The 18,818-nt window shown below is 60.8% G+C and carries 17 protein-coding genes and 1 pseudogene; 10 read left to right on the top strand and 8 right to left on the bottom strand.

Annotated elements, in window-relative coordinates:
* The first annotated feature begins 56 nt into the window (after nt 1-56).
* Nucleotides 57-890: a DUF4123 domain-containing protein gene (locus tag C4K38_RS13165; RefSeq protein WP_081001488.1), complete on the top strand. Its 834-nt coding sequence runs from the start codon at nt 57-59 to the stop codon at nt 888-890.
* A gap of 19 nt (nt 891-909) precedes the next feature.
* Entirely contained in the window at nt 910-3,408 is a 2,499-nt protein-coding gene (locus tag C4K38_RS13160) for a LysM peptidoglycan-binding domain-containing protein (protein ID WP_081001487.1), read from the top strand.
* Nucleotides 3,409-3,463: 55 nt separating this feature from the next.
* Here C4K38_RS13160 and C4K38_RS13155 read toward each other — a convergent pair whose 3' ends face one another.
* The 7 genes from C4K38_RS13155 to C4K38_RS13125 form a co-directional block, all read right to left on the bottom strand.
* The gene (locus C4K38_RS13155; RefSeq protein WP_231998550.1) at nt 3,464-4,516 is read right to left on the bottom strand and encodes a formylglycine-generating enzyme family protein; all 1,053 of its coding nucleotides are present in this window, start codon (nt 4,514-4,516) and stop codon (nt 3,464-3,466) included.
* A 54-nt stretch (nt 4,517-4,570) separates the two neighbouring features.
* The gene (locus tag C4K38_RS13150; RefSeq protein ID WP_053278746.1) at nt 4,571-7,696 is read right to left on the bottom strand and encodes an efflux RND transporter permease subunit; all 3,126 of its coding nucleotides are present in this window, start codon (nt 7,694-7,696) and stop codon (nt 4,571-4,573) included.
* Nucleotides 7,693-9,165, bottom strand: coding sequence for an efflux RND transporter periplasmic adaptor subunit (locus tag C4K38_RS13145; RefSeq protein ID WP_053278745.1), 1,473 nt, complete (start codon nt 9,163-9,165; stop codon nt 7,693-7,695). Before C4K38_RS13145 ends, C4K38_RS13150 begins: the two co-directional genes overlap by 4 nt.
* The gene (locus C4K38_RS13140) at nt 9,162-10,418 is read right to left on the bottom strand and encodes a TolC family protein (RefSeq protein WP_053278744.1); all 1,257 of its coding nucleotides are present in this window, start codon (nt 10,416-10,418) and stop codon (nt 9,162-9,164) included. The genes C4K38_RS13145 and C4K38_RS13140 overlap by 4 nt, the downstream gene beginning before the upstream one ends.
* A gap of 98 nt (nt 10,419-10,516) precedes the next feature.
* The gene (locus tag C4K38_RS13135; RefSeq protein ID WP_053278743.1) at nt 10,517-10,858 is read right to left on the bottom strand and encodes a hypothetical protein; all 342 of its coding nucleotides are present in this window, start codon (nt 10,856-10,858) and stop codon (nt 10,517-10,519) included.
* 133 nt (nt 10,859-10,991) lie between these two features.
* Nucleotides 10,992-11,453 (bottom strand): NUDIX hydrolase, encoded by a 462-nt coding sequence (locus tag C4K38_RS13130; protein ID WP_053279044.1) that lies wholly within the window; start codon nt 11,451-11,453, stop codon nt 10,992-10,994.
* A 41-nt stretch (nt 11,454-11,494) separates the two neighbouring features.
* Entirely contained in the window at nt 11,495-11,947 is a 453-nt protein-coding gene (locus C4K38_RS13125) for an Lrp/AsnC family transcriptional regulator (protein ID WP_025809349.1), read from the bottom strand.
* Between the two features lie 180 nt (nt 11,948-12,127).
* Between C4K38_RS13125 and C4K38_RS13120 the strand changes: the two genes are divergently transcribed.
* Both C4K38_RS13120 and C4K38_RS13115 read left to right on the top strand, forming a co-directional pair.
* Entirely contained in the window at nt 12,128-12,745 is a 618-nt protein-coding gene (locus C4K38_RS13120) for a LysE family translocator (RefSeq protein WP_053278742.1), read from the top strand.
* A 77-nt stretch (nt 12,746-12,822) separates the two neighbouring features.
* Nucleotides 12,823-13,299, top strand: coding sequence for a MaoC family dehydratase (locus tag C4K38_RS13115; RefSeq protein WP_053278741.1), 477 nt, complete (start codon nt 12,823-12,825; stop codon nt 13,297-13,299).
* Nucleotides 13,300-13,354: 55 nt separating this feature from the next.
* On the opposite strand, the gene C4K38_RS13110 is transcribed toward C4K38_RS13115, so the two are convergent.
* Nucleotides 13,355-13,699 (bottom strand): cupin domain-containing protein, encoded by a 345-nt coding sequence (locus C4K38_RS13110; RefSeq protein ID WP_025809352.1) that lies wholly within the window; start codon nt 13,697-13,699, stop codon nt 13,355-13,357.
* Between the two features lie 279 nt (nt 13,700-13,978).
* Between C4K38_RS13110 and C4K38_RS13105 the strand changes: the two genes are divergently transcribed.
* From C4K38_RS13105 to C4K38_RS13080, 6 genes and pseudogenes are all read left to right on the top strand, one after another.
* Nucleotides 13,979-14,515, top strand: coding sequence for a P-loop NTPase family protein (locus C4K38_RS13105; RefSeq protein WP_009048569.1), 537 nt, complete (start codon nt 13,979-13,981; stop codon nt 14,513-14,515).
* 426 nt (nt 14,516-14,941) lie between these two features.
* A complete protein-coding gene (locus C4K38_RS13100) occupies nt 14,942-15,550 on the top strand; it encodes a hypothetical protein (protein WP_053278740.1) in 609 nt (202 codons plus the stop codon).
* A gap of 75 nt (nt 15,551-15,625) precedes the next feature.
* A complete protein-coding gene (locus C4K38_RS13095; RefSeq protein WP_053278739.1) occupies nt 15,626-16,027 on the top strand; it encodes a GFA family protein in 402 nt (133 codons plus the stop codon).
* A 154-nt stretch (nt 16,028-16,181) separates the two neighbouring features.
* Nucleotides 16,182-16,481: a DUF4189 domain-containing protein gene (locus tag C4K38_RS13090; RefSeq protein WP_053278738.1), complete on the top strand. Its 300-nt coding sequence runs from the start codon at nt 16,182-16,184 to the stop codon at nt 16,479-16,481.
* Between the two features lie 108 nt (nt 16,482-16,589).
* Nucleotides 16,590-17,663, top strand: a complete 1,074-nt coding sequence (locus C4K38_RS13085; RefSeq protein ID WP_053278737.1) for an NAD(P)/FAD-dependent oxidoreductase — start codon at nt 16,590-16,592, stop codon at nt 17,661-17,663.
* 169 nt (nt 17,664-17,832) lie between these two features.
* Nucleotides 17,833-18,498: pseudogene (locus tag C4K38_RS13080) on the top strand (phytanoyl-CoA dioxygenase family protein); the annotation flags it as partial.
* Nucleotides 18,499-18,818 lie beyond the last annotated feature (320 nt).

Here is an 18,818-nt window from a genome sequence, read left to right as displayed (position 1 = left end):
GGCTGCCAACTCGACGCATCAGGTCATTGCCCAATTCACCATCCAGGTAAGACGGCATGATCAACTCCATCTCTTCACCCTTTCAAACACCAGTAGCACCAGGAGTCCTGTGTGTGATTCTGGATGCCAGTTTTGACTCGGATTTGCAGGCTCATGTCGATCAGGCCATCAGCTACGGTGTCGAACGCTGCGTCCCGCTGTTCGACAACACCCCCTATACAGCCTTGCAAGCCGCGGGACCATTCGCCTTGCTGTGTCCGGTACCCGGTGCGTTGATGGAGTATGCCAGTACGCTGCTTGAACAGGCCGATGCCGGATTCGTGGCCTACTTGAAGGATGACCAGTCCTTCGAGCAGGCCGTTGAACATTGGCGCAGCCTACTCACCGTCAGTACCGCTGACACTCCGGCCCAGATGATGCGTTTTTTTGAACCACGCTGGCTGGAGCCGTTGTTGAGCAGCCTCGATGAAACCGAGCTGTTGCAGTTCATGGGGCCGCTCACTGACATGGCCTGGCGCAACGAGCTGGGCTGGCGTCATCAGGCTCACCCTCATCCCGAACCGGAAGCCGAGGTCCAAGCGCCAGGCTGGCTGCACCTGGGGCACGAGCGGCAGGCCCTGATGGATCAGCAGCGCTTGAAGGTGCTGGCCGGACGGTTTGCTCAGGACTATCAGGCGGTATTGCCCATGCCCGAGCCCGCGGCTTTTGTGTATCGACAGCTACTCACGGCCCAGCAAGCAGGGTATCTGCAGTTGGCCGAGCAAGAGCGCTGGCTGCGTCTGTCGCTGAGCAAGGGCGATGACTTCTGGAGTCGATCCCCGCATACCGAATTACTGGCCCGTAACGACCTGGGTCTTGGCGACAAGCTGATCGAGCTTGAACGTCTCTGAATCACAAGGATGATGATGAATGAGCAGTACTTACACGGTAAAAGATGGCGATACCCTGGGGAAAATTGCCCAGCAACATGGCGCTAAAGCATCTGAGATTCAGGCGCTTAATCCGATCATCAATGACCCCAACCACATCAAAGCCGGTTGGGAGTTGAAGCTTCCCGGGGCCGCTTCAAAACCCGAACTACCACCCCCAATGCATGCAGACAACACCAGCTCGACCGCGCTCAAGGGGCAGGCTCAATGCGACGAGGAACTGGTCGATGTTGCCCACATTACCGGTGAGCCTCACTTCTATGTGTTGACCGACAAACAGTCCAAAGCACTGAAGCAAGAAATCAACGCGGTTCAGAAACTGATGGATGAACTGCATCAGAACCTGTCCAAAGCTTTGCCCACTACTGAGTGCAAGAAACCTCAAGACCCGAAGGCCAGTTGCGCCTGTGCCCGTTGCATCAAAGATGCTTGGGCGGTCAAGGCTGAAGGGGCTGGGTTGTTGATGCGCGAGACCAAGCCGCAGCCGACCAAAGCAGCTCCTCTGACAACTGATAAAGACCTTCAAGGCCAGCTGGCGAACTTGCAGGGGGCTCGTGACTGGTATCAGCGTTACACGCCCAGCTTTGCTGGAACAACGCAATTTGAAACCAACTGGAAGTCCTTGCAAAACAAGAAGATCCTGGAGCTGGATGGGAAAATCGGCAAACTACGTGCCCAACTGGCAGCGCAGAAAAAAGCCGAATCAGAAGACAGCTCGAGCAGTGCCAATAGCGCAGCGCCCGACTTGAAGCATGGCAAGGGGCGCGGCATTGAAAGTCAGCGCGGTAAGCAAACCAAGTCCGGTATTACCGTCGTGGAAATCATCCTGTTCAGCGACCCCACTCGGCGTCACTACATCTCGATCCCGTACCGCAACACCACACCTTGGAATATTCGAGTCCCAACGCGGGTCATGGCCGGCAAGCCGTTCGGCAAGCAGCTGGCGAGTGATCTGATAAAGGACATCAAAAATGCGGTCGGCGGTCGGCGCAAGGCCGGCCCTTTGGGCAATCTTGAACTGAAGCTCAGTACCTGGACCAGTAAACAGGACAATCTGCTCAACACGCTGCATCAAGAGGTGGCCTGGACCTCCAATCAGGGTGATGCATCGCGCTATGCGGTATCCGCAGAAGCTCACGCCCTGCGCTTTGCTGCCAGCGCCAGTGCCGGCGTGAACAACTGGAACCCCAAGGAGGGAAGCATTGATGTCGGAGTCAAAGGCAGTGCGGCGTTCTCTCTGGTAGAGGCCTCAGCGTCTCTGAATAGATTTTTCCCGAATCAGGGCGGATACGTTGCCAACATGTCCTATATCAATGCCGTGGGTAAAGAAGTCTTGCACCCCATAGGCGTGTTTCGTGTAAGCGGCAAGTTGGAGTTGTCGTGTTTTGTCGGAGCTAAGGTACAAGGTGAAGCCGGGGTAAAAACACAATATAAGCCTACCGAAACCCCGGCAGGCGCTACTGCCTTGTTAGGTACTCCGACGATGGAAGTCGGACGTAGCGGCAACATCGGCGTCAAAGGCGATGCTTTTGCCGGTGCCCAAGCAGGCGGTGCCCTGAGCGGTGCATTTGAGTGGGTTGAGCCGGACAAGCAAGGTACGGGAAAAGCCGTCGTCGGCCAGACCAATGCTAGCAGCAGTTGGGCCAAGCTGGCCGAGGTCAAGGCGGAGGGAAATGCCGCTTTCGGTATCGGTGCCAGCGGTGAGTTCGGTATCAGTATTGCAAGCAACCGACTGGCATTTAATTGCAAGGGGTCTGTGGTTTTTGGTCCTGGGGCCGGTGGTGGGTTTGGTACGGTGGTGGACCTGGAGCAGGTCGGGAAGCTTACATTGTTGTTTTGCAATGCCTTGGCTGATATGGATTACAGGTATCTGCTGGGAGTTACGGAGGGCGCTTTCAGCTATATAACCTCAGGTCTATATCAGGTGGCAACCAGCCCCATCAAAGTAGCTAATGAAGCATTTGATGATGGGGTTGTTGCGATGCGCGATTGGTGGAAAGTACGTGCCGCATCTAAGATCGAGGCGCAAAACCTAGCCAACTATGTGATTCAGCACAAAGCCGACAAAGTCATGATGATTCGGGGACAACCTCTGCCCTTTGGCCTACTTCCGCCAGAAACACTTGGCCCAATGGTCTATGTACTGACCGAAGGATTTGTCGAAAGTTTTAATGAGCTGCAAGAAGAGGCACTAGTTATTTTGCTTTCAGAGATACGGCACTGGAGGCAATTCATCGAGGTGCTTGAGCACTGCTCGCCCAAGGCTGAGAAAGTCAATGCGATGGATAGTCTGGAGCGGATTAACGCCTTGTTGGATGGCTACGAGCAAAACCAGTTCAATCGGTTTATTGATAGTCTGGCAATTAATCAGCTGACTGGGACTTCGACCAGAGTGGCCTGGAACCCAAGCAATGCTTGGCGTAAAGAGAAAATATTGCTGGTTGCTCGTAACAGCGGGCGGTTTGATGGTTTGGCTTAAGTTAGTGATACCCCTACAACAAAGGCGCTTAATAAGCGCCTTTGTTTTTTTAACGTTATAGAGGTTTTTCAGATTGAATTGAGCAGCGAAAACTGACGCCAGCATAGTGGCCATCTTGCATCGGATCAACACCCCAGCGTCGAATGGTACTGGCACTCAACAATGGATCCTCTAGCATATTTGTGCCCCTCCAAACTCGTTGGGTACCCGAGCTTGGCCCTTTCGGATTTTCGACGGGTGAATGACGATAGTAATCTTTGTCATACCAGTCATTAATCCAATCCGTCGCATTACCCGAAAGGTTGTAGATACCCAATGGGTTAGGGACAAATTTATCCACAGGAAATGTATCCATTTCATCGGGCTCTGGAAAATTTCGTCCGTAGTTCAAACTGCCATTATCGGTCGGAAACACCACATGTTGGCCGCGATTACGGGCGGCATACTCCCATTGAGCCTCAGTCGGTAGATCTACGGGGTAACCACTCAACTGACCTAGCCAGCCGCAGTACTCCTTGGCCTCTTGCCAACTTTGGGCGGGAGCCGGCAGATTAGGTTGATGGAGAGACTTCAAATCTTCACGCTTACGGCGCTCTGCATTAAAAACAGGTTTGCCCTGGGCAATGAAAAATAAATCGAAGTCACCTATCGTTGTCTGAAACTTAGATAGGTAGTAACTACTCAACTTAACGGGATGGACGAAATCATCATCGCCGAATATGGTGATGTTACCCATTTGATCTCGGTCTAGACCGCATGGCCATTCACATAAATTTTTGGGGTCATCATCATACGGCCAACCGAAATCCCCCATCTGGAATTCACCACCCTCGACAAATACCATGTTGTCCAGTGATTGCACAACGGTATTCAGTAGCTTGCCGCGAGTCTCGGTGGAAAGTTTTGGATATTTCTGCCCGATGGTCGCAGCGATCTGAGCGACTTTATCGGGCGAGAGTTTTTGGCTCTTAGGCAGGGGGGATGATTGCACTTGGCAGCCTGTCAGCATCAATAAAGTGCAGAGAGATAACAGAGTCTTTCTTACCACAGGAATGTCCTTATACATGTGAAACGAGTTCTCAAGTCTATCATTTTTATCTGCCTGCATGACTTCATTGGCTAGGGATCAAAATACTTAATCGGCATTACTTACAGAGGCGGTTCAGGGAAGGTGCCGGCGGCGCATCAGGCGATAGGCCGCCGGGATGACGAACAGGGACAACAGGGGCGCGGTGAGCATGCCGCCGACCATGGGCGCGGCGATGCGGCTCATCACTTCGCTGCCGGTGCCGCCGTCCAGCAGGATCGGCAGCAGGCCGGCGATGATCACCGCCACGGTCATGGCCTTGGGGCGCACGCGCTGCACCGCGCCTTCGTGAATCGCCGCCAGCAGCCCGCGCTCGCTGCCCTCGCCGGACTCCTGGCGTTCGGCCCAGGCGTTTTTCAGGTACAGCAGCATGATCACGCCGAACTCGGCGGACACCCCGGCCAGGGCGATAAAACCGACGCCGGTGGCCACCGACAGGTTGAACCCCAGCCCGTAGAGGAACCACACCCCACCCGTCAGGGCGAACGGCAGCGTGGCCATGATCAGCAAGGCCTCATCGAAGCGGGCGAAGGTCAGGTACAGCAGCACGAAGATGATCAGCAAGGTGGCCGGTACCAGCCAGGTGAGCCGGGCGTTGGCTCGCTCGAGAAACTCGAACTGCCCGGAGTAGCTCAGGCTCATGCCCGGCTGCAAGCGCACCTGCTCGCTCACCGCCCGGCGCAGGTCGGCGACCACCGAGGCGATATCCCGCCCCCGCACATCGACATACACCCAGCCCGAAGGCCGGGCGTTCTCACTCTTGAGCATCGGTGGCCCCTCGCTGACCTTGACCCTGGCCACAGTGCCGAGGGTGATCTGGCTGCCCAGCGGGGTGTAGATCGGCAACTGCTGCAAGGCATCCAGCGAGTCCCGCCAGTCACGGGGGTAACGCAGGCTGATCGGGAAGCGGGCCAGCCCTTCGATGGTCTCGCCGATGTTTTCACCGCCGATGGCGCCACTGACGATCGACTGCACGTCGGCGATATTCAGGCCGTAGCGCGCGGCCGCCTGGCGGTCGATGTCCACGTCGATATAACGCCCACCCGTCAGGCGTTCGGCCAGCGCCGAACTGACTCCCGGCACCTCCCTGGCCACCCGCTCGACCGCCTGGGTCACCCCATCGATCTGCTGCAGATCGCCGCCGGCCACCTTGACCCCGATCGGGCTCTTGATGCCGGTGGCGAGCATGTCGACGCGGTTGCGGATCGGCGGAATCCAGATATTGGTCAGCCCCGGCACCCGCACCACCCGGTCCAGCTCGGCCACCAATTTTTCCGCGGTCATGCCGGGGCGCCATTGATCATGGGGCTTGAACTGGATAGTGGTTTCGAACATCTCCAGGGGCGCCGGGTCGGTGGCGGTTTCCGCGCGGCCGGCCTTGCCGAACACATGCTCGACCTCAGGCACGCTCTTGATCAGCCGGTCGGTCTGTTGCAGCAGTTGCGCCGCCTTCTGCGCCGACAGCCCCGGTAGCGCCGAAGGCATGTACAGCAGGTCGCCTTCGTCCAGCGGCGGCAGGAACTCGCCGCCCAGGCGCGAGATCGGCCACAGCGCACTGAGAAACACCAGCAAAGCCACCAGCAAGGTCGCCCTGGGCCTGCGCAATACCGCGTCCAGGGCCGGTTGATAGAGGCGGATCAACCAACGGTTCAGCGGATTCTGCTGCTCGTTGGGAATCCGCCCGCGAATCCAGTAACCCATCAACACCGGCACCAGGGTCACCGACAACCCCGCCGCCGCGGCCATGGCATAGGTCTTGGTGAACGCCAGCGGACCGAACAGCCGCCCTTCCTGGGCCTCCAGGGTGAACACCGGGATGAACGACAGGGTGATGATCAACAGGCAGAAGAACAGCGCCGGCCCGACCTCGGTCGCCGCCTCGGTGATCACCTGCCAGCGCTGTTCGCCTTGCAGGCTGTGCCCGGGGTGGGCCTGGTGCCAGGCCTCGAGTTTCTTGTGGGCGTTCTCGATCATCACCACCGCCGCGTCGACCATGGCCCCGACCGCGATGGCGATGCCGCCCAGGGACATGATGTTGGCGTTGAGCCCCTGCTGGCGCATCACCACAAAGGCGATCAATACGCCGATCGGCAAGGAGATGATCGCCACCAGGGAAGAACGCAGGTGCCAGAGGAAGATCCCGCACACCAGGGCGACGACTATGAACTCCTCCAGCAACTTGTGGCCGAGGTTGCTCACCGCGCGGTCGATCAACTGGCTGCGGTCGTAGGTGGTGACGATTTCCACGCCGGCCGGCAGGCTGCGCTTCAGCTCTTCGAGGCGGGTCTTCACCGCGGCGATGGTTTCCCGGGCGTTCTTGCCGCTGCGCAGAATCACCACGCCGCCCACCGCTTCGCCCTCGCCGTCGAGTTCGCCGATGCCGCGGCGCATTTCCGGGCCGAGCTGGACAGTCGCGACCTCGCCCAGGGTCACCGGCACCCCGCCCGCCCCGAGCTTGAGCGGGATCGCGCGGAAGTCATCGAGGCTCTTCAGGTAGCCGGAAGCCCGCACCATGAACTCCGTCTCCGCCATCTCCAGCACCGCGCCACCGGTTTCCTGGTTGGCCTTGCCGATCGCCGCGCCGACCTCGGCCTGGGTGATGCCGAGGCTGGCCAGTTTCAGCGGATCGAGCAGCACCTGGTACTGCTTGACCATGCCGCCCACCGTGGCGACTTCCGCGACGTTCGGCAGGGTCTTGAGCTCGAACTTGAGGAACCAGTCCTGCAGGGCCCGCAGTTGCGCCAGGTCATGCCCGCCGCTGCGGTCCACCAGGGCGTACTGGAAAATCCAGCCGACCCCGGTGGCATCCGGTCCCAGCGCCGGCTTGGCGCTGGCTGGCAAGCGGCTCTGCACCTGGCTCAGGTACTCCAGCACCCGCGAGCGCGCCCAGTACAGGTCGGTGCCGTCTTCGAACAGCACGTAGACAAAGCTGTCGCCGAAGAACGAATAGCCGCGCACGGTCTTGGCCCCGGGCACCGAGAGCATGGTGGTGGCCAGCGGATAGGTCACCTGGTTCTCGACGATCTGCGGCGCCTGCCCCGCATAGGGCGTGCGGATGATCACCTGCACGTCCGACAGGTCCGGCAGCGCGTCGACCGGCGTGCTCTGCACCGACCAGACACCCCAGGCGCTGACAAACAGGGTCGCCAGCAACACCAAAAAACGGTTGGCCACCGACCAACGAATCACGGCCGCGATCATGGCTGGCTCCCCGTTTTATCCAGGCGTTGGACCCGCAGCTCATTGCCGCTCTGGCTCAGCGCCACCCGCACCTTGTCGCCCACCTTGAGGCCCTGCATCAGGCCGGGGTTGGCCAGAGGAAAGGTCATGGTCATGGCGGGCATGCCCAGGCTCTTGAAGGGACCATGAGCCAGCGTGACTTCCTGGCTGTCGATGGCCAGGATCTGGCCCTCGGCTTCATGCAGGACGGCTGCGGGTGCCGCCAAGGAAGCGGCGACTATGCCCTTGAGGCTGGCTTCCGAGTCCAGCAGGAACTGCCCGGAAGCCACCACCTGCTGCCCTTCCTCCAGGCCTTGCAAAATCGCCGTCTGGCCAGCGTTGTCCGGCCCTGGCTGCACCTCCACCGGGCGGTAGCGCCCTCCCTCTTCGGCGAGCATCACCAGGGCCCGGCGGCCAGTGCGAATCACCGCCTCGCTGGGCACCCACAACAGAGGTTGCTGGGTCGAACGCTTGAGACTGACCTGGGCGCTCATGCCCGGCCGCAGCCGACCTTGCGGGTTAGGCAACTCGACCCGCACCCGCAGCGTGCGGCTATCGGCATTGGCTTCCGGAAGGATCGCGTCGACCTTGCCCGCGAAGACCTCCCCCGGAAAGGCCGGCAAACGAGCCTCGGCCACCTGCCCCGCGACGAGCGAGCCCGCCTGCGACTCCGCAACCGCCACCGCCAGCCAGACGCTGTTCAAACCGTTAACCCGGGCCAGGGTCTCGCCGGCGGCCAGGGTCATGCCCTGGCGGACATTCAGCTCTTGCAGCACACCGCCGATGGGGCTGGTCAGGGTCAGGTTCGGCTGGACCTTGCCACTGCGCTCGACCTGGGCAATCAAGGCCGCCGGCATCCCGCTAAGGCGCAATCGCTGCCGTGCAGCGGCCAGCAGAGCGGCATCGCCACTGGCCTTGAGGGCGAGGAATTCCTCCTGGGCGGCCGCCCACTCCGGCACCAGGATATCCGCCAGGGCCGCATTGGCCTTGAGCAGATCCCCCGGGGCGCGGGCATACACCCGTTCGACAAAACCCGCGGTGCGCAGCTGAACGACCGCCACCTCGCGCTCGTTGAACGCCAGCACCCCGACGGCATCGACGCTGCTGGCCAACACCCCGCGCGTGACGCTGGTCAGGCGCAGGCCGAGGTTCTGGGTCAGGCTCGGGTCTATGCGTACCGCCGCGCCATCCCCTTGGGCTCCCTGGCCCTCCGCGTACCGCGGCACCAGTTGCATGTCCATAAAAGGCGACTTGCCCGGCTTGTCGAACTTCTGCTGCGGGTACATCGGGTCGTACCAATACAGCGCCTTGGGTTCGGCCGCGGCTCCCTGTCCAACGGCGGCAGCGGGTACTTCACTGAGGCGCGGTCGGGCCAGCCAGTAACCGGCCGCGATACCTACGGCAATCGAGACGCCGACCACCGCCGCCACTTTCCACATCGATGCCTTCATTGCGCACTCTCCCCATAGGCGAAATACAGCCGAGCGTTGGTCAGGGCACGCTGCTCCTCGACGTCGATCTGCTTGAGGCGGGCCTCGATCAGTTCGCGGCGGGCGGCGACCACCGCCGCCAGGTCGCCCTTGCCGGCGCGATAGCTGGCCAGGCTCAGGTCGACCTTTTCCCGGGCCAGCGGCACCAGGCTTTGCTGGTTGCGGCGCACCGCGCGATCCAGGCGCTGGTAGTCGGCCAACTGCGCTTCCAGTTGCTCGGCATGCTCCCGGGACAGGGCTTCGCGTTCGGCCTCCAGCTGGCTTAGCTCGGCCTGGCGGGCAGCGATTTTGGGGTTCTGGCGCGAGCCGGGAAACAACGGCAAGTCCCAGGAAAATTGCACGCTGACCATGTCGCCGAACTCCCGGCCACGGCGCTGGTAGTCCAGCTCCCAGCTCCAGTCCGACTGCTTGTCGGCCTCGGCCTCATGCACCCTGGCCTGTGCCTCGCGGGTCATGGGCGCGAACGCCGCCAGTTCGGGGTGGTGTTGCAACTTGTGGGCGTAGCCTGCGCTGTCCACCGGCCACTCGGGCAGGCGTCCCTCGGGCCGGTCGTTGGCGGCGGCGCCGATCCAGCGCTTGAGCGCGGCCCGGGCCTGGGCCCGCTGGCTGATCAGTTCATCCTCGCGCTCGGCCAGTTGCGCGGCTTCCTGGCGGGGCGTCACCGCATCCGCCGGTAACCCGCGGCCACCGGCGATCTGCGCGCGCACGGTGTCGCCCAGCAGGCGGTTTTCCTTGTAGAAGTCCTGGAGCAACGCCGTCTTGCGCTCCACCGAATAGCTGCCGATCCAGGCCAGGGCCGTGGCCTGGCGCACGTTAAGCAGTTCCACCCGACGCTCGGCGGCGGCCCGTTCGACCGCCCCGGCGGCGACCTCGACGCGGGCCTTGCGCTTGTCGCTGTTGGGCATTTCCTGGCGGATCCCGACCATCTGCATGGTCATGAAGTCCTGGTCGAGGCGCCAGCGGTCTGCACCGCCAATAGGGTAGTTCTGCACCCCCAGCAACAGCTTGGGGTCGGGCAGTTCGCCGGCGGGGATGGCCGCGCTGCTGGCGGCCTGGATTTTCGCGTCTTGGGCGCTCAGTGACGGCGCGTTGTTCTCGGCCAGGCGCAACGCCTCTTCGAGGGTCAAGGCGCCAGCGAGGCTCGGCCACACCAGCACGCCCGCCGCCAGGCCGGCCACGAGGGACCTGCCTGTGCAATAGCACTTGGGGTTCATGTTGACGATTCCTGTGATGATCCACCGCGCGCCCGAAAGACAGGCGCACAGCCATGTCATCCCGTTAATACGGAATGAGGTTCAGGGGGATACAGGAATCAGGCCCGGGGCGGTCGCCATACCCCGGAAGGTTTTTGCGCGGGCAAAAAATCGCTGGAGAAAGACAGGACAACGGGGTGGGTCAGGGTCACGGCGGGCTTGACGATCGAGACTTGCAGCATGCCGCCGGTCTTGCATTCCTGGCCCGGCTTGCAGGGTTTGCCGTGTTCGACCGGGCTTTTCATGTCGTTGCAGCAGTCCATGCCCATGTCGTCCATCATCGCCATGCCCATGGTCTTCATCGGGCAGGGTTCGGTCGGCGCCTGAACGCCCGCCATCCCGCTGAGGGGAAGCGCCAGGCTGATCAGGAAGACAAGACAAAACCGCAGGTAGCGTTTCATGGGAATGGAGTCTAGTGGTGGAGAGCAGCTCTTACAATTGCGCCGATCGCATAAACAGGTCGCCGAAAAAACCCGGCTGCGGGCGATATCAACGGAGCTGGATTAAGCCAGGATTAGCCCACGAAAAAAACCGCTACAAAGACCGCTCGAACACCCCCGCCGCCTCCAGCATGTGCACCAGCGATTCCGGCCAGACGGTGGCCTCGGTGGATCGCAGATCGTCGACGGACCACCAGTGATGGTCGGCCATTACCTGGACCTCGGACGAGGTCCAGCCCGCACGGGAGAGCGACTGGTCTGGCGCGTGCACCACAAAATACTGCTCGACGGAGGTGACCCACTCGCCGCTGGGCAGTTGCATGGGGAACCGGCGATCGGCCACCGGTTCTCCAACCGTGCCGACCCGGATGCCAGTTTCCTCGTGCAGTTCACGGACCGCGGCGAGCTGGAAGGTTTCTGCCCCTTCAAGCCCGCCACCGGGCGTGGCCCAGTAGTCATCCCCCGCCAGCGCCCCTTCCTTGTGCAGGAAGCGGAACAGCAGGACCTTTCGCGAAGGGCTGATGACCAGCAACCTTGCCGACTTTCGTTCACGCATCGCTATCTCCCTGAAGTGTTTGATGTGTTCGCCGGCGCGCCTCACAGCGGCAGCGAACGGTCCTGAATCACCCGTTTCATCACCAGCGTCGAGGTCAGGCGCTGGACGTTGGGCAGTTTGGACAGGCGATCATCGTAAAGCTGCTGGAAGGCCGGCAGGTCGCGGGTGATCACGTGCAGCAGATAGTCCGGCTCGCCAAACAGCCGTTGCGCCTCGACGATCTGCGGGATGGGCACCAGCGCCGCTTCGAAGGCGGCAACCGCCTGGTGGTCGCCTTCGCGCAGCGTGGCAAACACCATCGCCGAAAACGTCAGGCCCAGGGCACTGGGCGAGAGCTGGGCGCGATAGCCCTGGATCACCCCCGACTCCTCCAGGGCCCGCACGCGGCGATGGCACGGCGACAGGCTGAGGCCGACCCGCTCCGCCAGTTCGGTCACCGACAAACGCCCGTCCGCCTGCAACTCGGCAAGAATCTTCTGATCAATTCTGTCCATATGGAAGGATCTACCCGAAAATCGTATTCAGACTGGAATAATAGAGAAAATATTCTAATCACACTTCATTAATCTTTCCGCGAACCCGATTTTGCGAGAAAGAACCATGCCCTCCCCGATTAAAACCACAGTCAACCGGCCAGAAACAGCATTCGCCCAGCAGCACAAGGCAGGACGGCCATGAGCCTGAGTATTTTCGCGGCGTTCTGGGCGGTGTCATTGCTGTTCGTGATCACGCCCGGAGCGGATTGGGCCTACGCGATATCGGCGGGTTTGTTCGGGCGGGTGGTGATACCCGCGGTGGCCGGCCTGTTGATCGGGCATCTGCTGGCCACTGTGATAGTGGCCGCTGGTGTCGGTGGGTTGATCGCCAGCAATCCCCTGGCCCTTTCGCTGCTGACCCTGGGTGGGGCCAGCTATCTGCTCTGGTTGGGTATCAATATGCTCCGGCACCCGTCCGTGCCGCGCGCCGGGGACGCCCAGGCCTCGGCATCCTGGGCCCGCTGGACACTCAAGGGCGCCTGCGTCAGCGGCCTCAACCCCAAGGTGTTCCTGCTGTTCCTGGCCTTGCTCCCGCAATTCACCGACCCCTTGGCCGCCTGGCCGGTGCCGCTGCAGATCCTCGCGCTGGGGCTGCTGCATGCCTTCAGTTGTGGGGTGATCTACCTGCTGGTGGGCTTTGGTTCGCGCGCCGTGTTGCGCACGCGCCCGGTGGCCGCGCAAGCCGTCAGCCGGCTCTCGGGAGCGCTGATGATCATCATCGCCGTGCTGCTGTTGATCGAGCAGATCCTGCGCTGAGCCTGTATGTTCCACGGGTATCCAAAGGGCTCGAATACAGTGCTCCCGCCGAATAAACACAAGGATGAGGAACCGTAATGAAAAGCTTCCGACAGCGTGCCGCCGAAGGGCTTCAGGCAGGCGATCGCTTCACCCTCTCCCGCCGCTTTTCACAAGCAGACATCCAGGGCTTCGCCAGGCTTTCCCGCGACTACAACCCGGTGCATTTCGATGCCGAGTTCGCCACCGCCCGGCGCTTCAGGGCTCCGGTTTCCCACGGCCTGCTGACCGCCAGCCTGCTCACTGAAATCGGCGGGCAGATCGGCTGGCTGGCCTCGGCCATGACCTTCCAGTTCAAGCAACCGGTGTATGCCGGCGACACCATCACCTGCCACTGGGTCATCCAGGAGGTGGATGACCAAGGCCGGGCCACGGCGGCCATCAGCATGACCAACGAAGACGGCATCATCGTGCTGGAAGGCCAGACCCGCGGCCTGGTGCCAGGGGCGAAGGAACGGGAAATCCTGGTCCGCATGCTGGCCGAGGGCGATCCTACAAATGGCGCGGGGGAATAACGGGGGTTGAGTGAACCGCGCCTCGGATTCGCCCTTATCGATATTCGGCCTGGGCCTACTCCTGCATGACGATGTCGACCGAGATCTCCCGTGCCGGAACCGTTCCTTTGTTCTCAAGCCAGTGCGTGGTGTCCCTGTCCTCGGGCCACCCCACTCCGGGGCCATAGTCCGTGTCGCCGCCATTGCGATGGTCAGTGATGGTTCCTTCCAGTATGTAGACGACGCCTGGCCGGTCTTTATGGTTATGAATCGGCCCGAATACACCTCCAGGCTCGATGGTCACCAGACGCATTCTGAGTTGGCGCCCGGTCATACCCTCGATCTCCGGACCCAGGTCAATGGTTGCCAGTACCTGCACTGCAACACCTTTGGTTTCAGGTGCCACTTGTTCATTGCTCATGATGCTCTCCTCTCTGTACCTACAGAGCCTCACTAGCAGTAGACACCCCTGAAAGGTGAGAGCTGCCGATAAGCGACAAAGGGTCGGAGTCGGCTTTTCATGGCAGGCAGGAATCGGCCGGAAACGGGCGTTCAATGCGGACAAGGATGGATCGACATCCTGCTCTCGGCTTCAGGAACCACAAATTTCATTCCCGGTACGGTCGCCCCCGCTATCCGCCTTTAACTGGCGCTGCAAAACCTGCACAATCGCCGGCTTTTTTCGCGACAGGAAGTTCCCATGCAACGGATTGTGATTCTGGGTAATGCCGGGAGCGGGAAGTCCACCCTCGCCCGCGCCCTCGGCAAGCGCCGGAACCTGCCCGTGGTCCACCTGGACACACTGTTCTGGGAGCCCGGCTGGGTCGAACCCGACGCCGAGCAGTTCCGCGAACGGGTCCGCGCAGCGGTCGCACCGGCTGCCTGGGTGTGCGAAGGCAACTATGCCCGACGGACCTTCGACCTTCGCCTGCCCCGTGCCGACCTGATCATCTGGCTCGATACACCGCGACTCACCTGTTTCACCCGGGTGATCATCCGCAGCCTGATGAACCGTCCCCGGCCTGACCTTGCCGCAGGCTGCACGGAAAAGCTCGACCGGGCGTTCCTGACCTTCCTGAACTTCGTGTGGAATTTCGACCGTGGCTACCGCCCGGGGATCGAGGCGGTGCGCCTGGCCATAGGCCCGCTGGTTCCTACGCTGCACTTGCGCGGTGCCCGGCAGATTGCCGCGTTTCTCGATAGCTTGCCGGCGACGCCCGAAGCCTGCCTTGAATGAATGCAGGGTCGCCATCTCGGCACAACCGCTTTGGGCCGATAGCGACCCGTCACGCCTGGCTGCTTAAACCCTTTGCGGTCGTTCGGGGGCGCCCAGGAAGTCAGGGACGATTCAAAGTTTGATTTAGCCTCCCATACTTGCCAAAGGAGGGAATATCCCTGGCTGCCCCCTTGGAGAGATTGGCTATATAAACAAACGCACATTGATATTATGAAACGCGATTTTCGAACTATATGTAATACATTCGCAGTCACTTTCACGGAGGAACTTTATCTTTAATAAAAAACATAACAATGCGCTTGAATCGCTCGCTTCGTTTGCAGGGACGAGCTAAAGCCCGCCCCTGAGCTTAATCGTCAGGTAGGGTGTTGAGATCCCCCGCGACTCAACGCTTATCATCTCTCGGGATAGTCGAAGGGAATTGCCATGAACAGATCATCGGATGTTATTCACTTGAGTAGCGTGACGCGCGAAGACGTTGAGTTGCTATACAAGGAAAAGGAGAGGCATCTTCATGAGAAAATTGATGCGACCAGAGATGCTTATTTCGGATTCATCTTCCCGATAAATCGCTCCGATCTTTCAGCGGTTTCAGAAGCATTCGAACTGGATTACAAAGTTGCGCAGCTGATCTATAAGAAAAGCAAGAGCTTTTCTACCTTCAAGGTTCCGGGCAGGAAGTTTGGCCAGCTCACAAATCATATATACGGCGCATCCGTACTCGCCCTAAGAGGGAAAAGCCTCGATACAGGCCTGGAGTCGGTCTCTGATCGCAGCATCAACGAACTTGTCGCAGTAAACGAGGATGTAATTCTAGAAGTTGCAGGAGTGAGAGCATCCTGGTTTGGAAGAATCTTCTTCCCTGCGCAAGCATTTTCAAATGCAATCTCTGTTTTTGGCGGCAACGTAAGTCCGGAAGCGCTTTATGCCCTGGCCAAGGATTACGGTTATGCCAGTGCCGCGGGCAGTCGCAATACGATCAGGGGCGACTTCGGTATTGCACTGTGGTTAACCTTGCTTGCCCGAGCGCCTTGAGCTTTATCAGCCGTTCGACATCCTCAACAGCGACTGCTTAAATGGGCGCCCTTTCGTCTCAAGGGGCGCCCTTAAATGACTGACACCTTCCAGGGCAGCTGCCTGTGCGGCGCCGTCAAATACCAGCTCTCGTCCCGCCCCAAGGCGCTTTCCCACTGCCATTGCAGCCAGTGCCGTAAAAGCCATGGGGCGGCGTTCGCCAGTTATGGCAGTGTGTTGCGCAGCGATCTGTGCATCGTCCAGGGTGCCGAGAGCCTCCAGTCCTATCGATCCTCCGAGTCGGTGCTGCGCCAGCTTTGCGGGCAGTGCGGCTCGTCGCTGTTCTGGTCCAGAGACCAGGGCGAACACGCCGACTGGATCTCGATCGCCCTGGGCACCCTGGATACGCCCTTCACCTCGAATAAACAGAAACACATTCAGGTGGCGTTCAAGGCAACCTGGTACGAAATCCAGGATCATTGGCCGCAAGAACCATGACTGCAATCAGGTAAAAACCGATGGCAACCGACGCAAGGCACACCCAGGCGCCTCCACTCCGCCAGACGGCTCCAAGGCCAGGCGCGATCCCCTCTAAGCTGAATAGAGCAGCACTGCAAACAGGCTTCTACCCTCTTGATACAGGTGAACCGGGATGACCAGAACAGCAGCACGCCACTACTCGTCATGGATCCTGTTTTCCCTGCTCGCCATCAACCTGGCGCTGGTAGCGGGATGTTCAAGCAAAGCCGCCAAGTATCGTTATTCGACCGCCAGCATCGGCTCAAACTGTTACGCCAAAGCGCTCCCCACTTCCGGCGAAGGCGGCCTGGCCTGGGGCTCCACCTTGAGCATGGCACGCCAGAAATCCCTGAATAACTGCATCCGTTATGCCGGCCGCTCCGGCGGCACGCCCAGCACCTGCAAAGTGGTGTTGGCGGAGTGCAAGAAATAGCCGTGCGCAAGAAATAACAGGGAGGCAGCGAAGCGGGCCGTTCGGTTCTCAGGGTATCAGTTCATCCGGATGCCCTACCCTCATCAGGTCGACAACACGGAGGTTGATATGGGCAACGCGGTAAACAAACGAGTCGTGGTCATTGGCGCGGGCATAGTGGGCGCGTCCCTGGCGTATCACCTGGCGGGCAAAGGTGCCAAGGTCATCCTGGTGGAGGCTGAAGACATAGCGTCTGGAGTAACGGGACGCTCATTCGCCTGGATCAACACCTCCCACAGCGGGCCCGATCCCATTGCGTCATTGCGCGGTGCGGCGATCCAGGAGTACCGCCGGCTCGAAACCGAGCTGCCTGGCCTTAAGGTGCGCTGGACCGGCGCCCTGTCCTACGGCGCAAGCCCGGGTGAAGTGCCGCAAGCCTCAGGCAACCCGCCTTCGCCAAACTTGGTGTCGCGCTCGCAGATTCTCGACCTCGAGCCAAACCTCAAGCATCCCCCGCAGCAGGCCTGGTATGCCGCCGAAGAAGGCGCGCTGGACGCCGTGCAAGCCACCCATGCGTTGCTCGCCGGTGCCCAGGCTCATGGCGCGCAGGTGCTCACCCAGACTCGGGTGCTCGGCTTTACCACCCAGGGTGCACAGGTGACGGGCGTCGAAACCACAGGGGGCAGCCTCGAGGCCGACATTGTGGTGCTGGCCGCCGGGACGGGCATCACCCAACTGACCGAGCAGCTGAACCTGCCCCTTCCAATAGCGGCCTCCCCGGCCATATTCATCCGCTACGCCTCACAACCCGACCTCGTGCGCACCATAATCTCCAGCCCGGAAATGGAAGTGCGGCAAGGCACGGATGGCAGGCTACTGGCGGCGGAAGATTACCTGGACGACGCGTTGGAAAACCAGCCAGCCGCGATAGCGCTACGAACCGCCCAGGCCATCCGGAACGAACTCCATGGGGTTGCCTCCATAGAGCCGGAATGGGCCTGTGTCGGGCTCAGGCCCATATCGGTCGATGGCACGCCCATCATCGGCTATCTGCCCGATATCGGCGGCGTATACGTTTGCGTGATGCACCCTGGAGTCACGCTGGCGGCGATAGTCGGCCGCCTGGCCAGCGAGGAGATCATCGACGACACGACATCCCCTGCCCTTGCCCCCTGCCGCCCCGGGCGCTTCTTCCAGGCGTAGGGAACAGGTGTCTGGGGCGAGCAAGATGACAACCTCTCCAACAAAACCTGGTTGGGCACGCCACTCGACACCCTTCGCTGAACTCGCAAAAGCTACGCTTGATCATTGACCGGCTATTACCCCGGGCCGCTCCGCAGGACGCGTTGCTGATAAGGAAATCGAGAAAACCATGACTGACCGCGAGCAACTCCATCGAGAGGGTTATGTGCTGCTGCGTCGAGCGATCCCGGCCGAGTGGCTGGATGACCTGCGTGCCACGTTCGATGCGGGCGTGATGTCGTCGAGCCAATGGCCCGTGCCCCGTGGCATGGACTGGCGCCATTCGCTGCTGGACTCTGACTTGAAGGTTCAGGCGGTGTGTCGCTTGCCGCAGGTGCTGGCGGTGGTGGGCGAGTTGATCGGGGAACGCTTCTTCCTCTCCCAGGTGGAGGGTCGCGAGCCCCTTGTCGGTGGCGGTCATCAGCAGTTGCACCGCGACCTGTCGGCCCAACGGCCAGGCGACATCGCCAACGCCCTGGCTTTTTTCGACGACTATGGCCCCGAGAACGGCGCCACCCGCATCGTCCCCGGTAGCCATCGTCCCGGGCCGGGAGAGCCGCCATTCGACTTCACCGACGAGTCCCGGTCCGTGCAGCTCTCAGGCTCCGCCGGCGACATCCTGGTGTTCGATGTCGACCTGGTGCATGCCGGCAGCCTGAACTCGCTCGGCGCACGCCGCCGCTCGCTCCTGATCAGCTATTTTTCCGAGCCTCTCTATGCGTCGCACCTGGAAACCCTGGGCCTGCGAAATATCCGGATGGACACGAGCGAGCGCTTCGATCCAGCAGATTTTGCCCCCGGGGGGCCATATAGCCCGACCAGGCTGATAGGGACTCTCGCCACAAGCGGCGAAATTGCACGCCACTTGCCCCCCGTTTGCATGCGACCTGACCAGTCATTTGCATTCGTTCTGACTACTGATTGCATCGAATTTGACCCGCATGCTTCGTCGCCATGACCGGCAGAGAACGGCCAGAAACGGGTGTTTCGCCTTGGCGCCAGAGCGCCGCTCAGCGAACGATTGAGCCAGCGATGAAAGTCATGCGCGTCGGCGCGAATATAGGCTTTAATGTCCGGGCAACTCACCTGTGCCCAACATTGGGTTTCGACCGCATA

Origin of the sequence: Pseudomonas chlororaphis subsp. piscium, assembly GCF_003850345.1 — a bacterium.
Lineage (GTDB): Bacteria > Pseudomonadota > Gammaproteobacteria > Pseudomonadales > Pseudomonadaceae > Aquipseudomonas > Aquipseudomonas piscium.
Note: the sequence above shows the minus strand (reverse complement) of the source record. Positions and strands in the feature narration are given on the sequence as shown.

Coding starts and splice junctions, on each gene's coding strand:
- C4K38_RS13165 (WP_081001488.1), top strand. CDS start 57: ATGATCAACTCCATCTCTTCACCCTTTCAAACACCAGTAGCACCAGGA.
- C4K38_RS13160 (WP_081001487.1), top strand. CDS start 910: ATGAGCAGTACTTACACGGTAAAAGATGGCGATACCCTGGGGAAAATT.
- C4K38_RS13155 (WP_231998550.1), bottom strand. CDS start 4,516: ATGCAGGCAGATAAAAATGATAGACTTGAGAACTCGTTTCACATGTAT.
- C4K38_RS13150 (WP_053278746.1), bottom strand. CDS start 7,696: ATGATCGCGGCCGTGATTCGTTGGTCGGTGGCCAACCGTTTTTTGGTG.
- C4K38_RS13145 (WP_053278745.1), bottom strand. CDS start 9,165: ATGAAGGCATCGATGTGGAAAGTGGCGGCGGTGGTCGGCGTCTCGATT.
- C4K38_RS13140 (WP_053278744.1), bottom strand. CDS start 10,418: ATGAACCCCAAGTGCTATTGCACAGGCAGGTCCCTCGTGGCCGGCCTG.
- C4K38_RS13135 (WP_053278743.1), bottom strand. CDS start 10,858: ATGAAACGCTACCTGCGGTTTTGTCTTGTCTTCCTGATCAGCCTGGCG.
- C4K38_RS13130 (WP_053279044.1), bottom strand. CDS start 11,453: ATGCGTGAACGAAAGTCGGCAAGGTTGCTGGTCATCAGCCCTTCGCGA.
- C4K38_RS13125 (WP_025809349.1), bottom strand. CDS start 11,947: ATGGACAGAATTGATCAGAAGATTCTTGCCGAGTTGCAGGCGGACGGG.
- C4K38_RS13120 (WP_053278742.1), top strand. CDS start 12,128: ATGAGCCTGAGTATTTTCGCGGCGTTCTGGGCGGTGTCATTGCTGTTC.
- C4K38_RS13115 (WP_053278741.1), top strand. CDS start 12,823: ATGAAAAGCTTCCGACAGCGTGCCGCCGAAGGGCTTCAGGCAGGCGAT.
- C4K38_RS13110 (WP_025809352.1), bottom strand. CDS start 13,699: ATGAGCAATGAACAAGTGGCACCTGAAACCAAAGGTGTTGCAGTGCAG.
- C4K38_RS13105 (WP_009048569.1), top strand. CDS start 13,979: ATGCAACGGATTGTGATTCTGGGTAATGCCGGGAGCGGGAAGTCCACC.
- C4K38_RS13100 (WP_053278740.1), top strand. CDS start 14,942: ATGAACAGATCATCGGATGTTATTCACTTGAGTAGCGTGACGCGCGAA.
- C4K38_RS13095 (WP_053278739.1), top strand. CDS start 15,626: ATGACTGACACCTTCCAGGGCAGCTGCCTGTGCGGCGCCGTCAAATAC.
- C4K38_RS13090 (WP_053278738.1), top strand. CDS start 16,182: ATGACCAGAACAGCAGCACGCCACTACTCGTCATGGATCCTGTTTTCC.
- C4K38_RS13085 (WP_053278737.1), top strand. CDS start 16,590: ATGGGCAACGCGGTAAACAAACGAGTCGTGGTCATTGGCGCGGGCATA.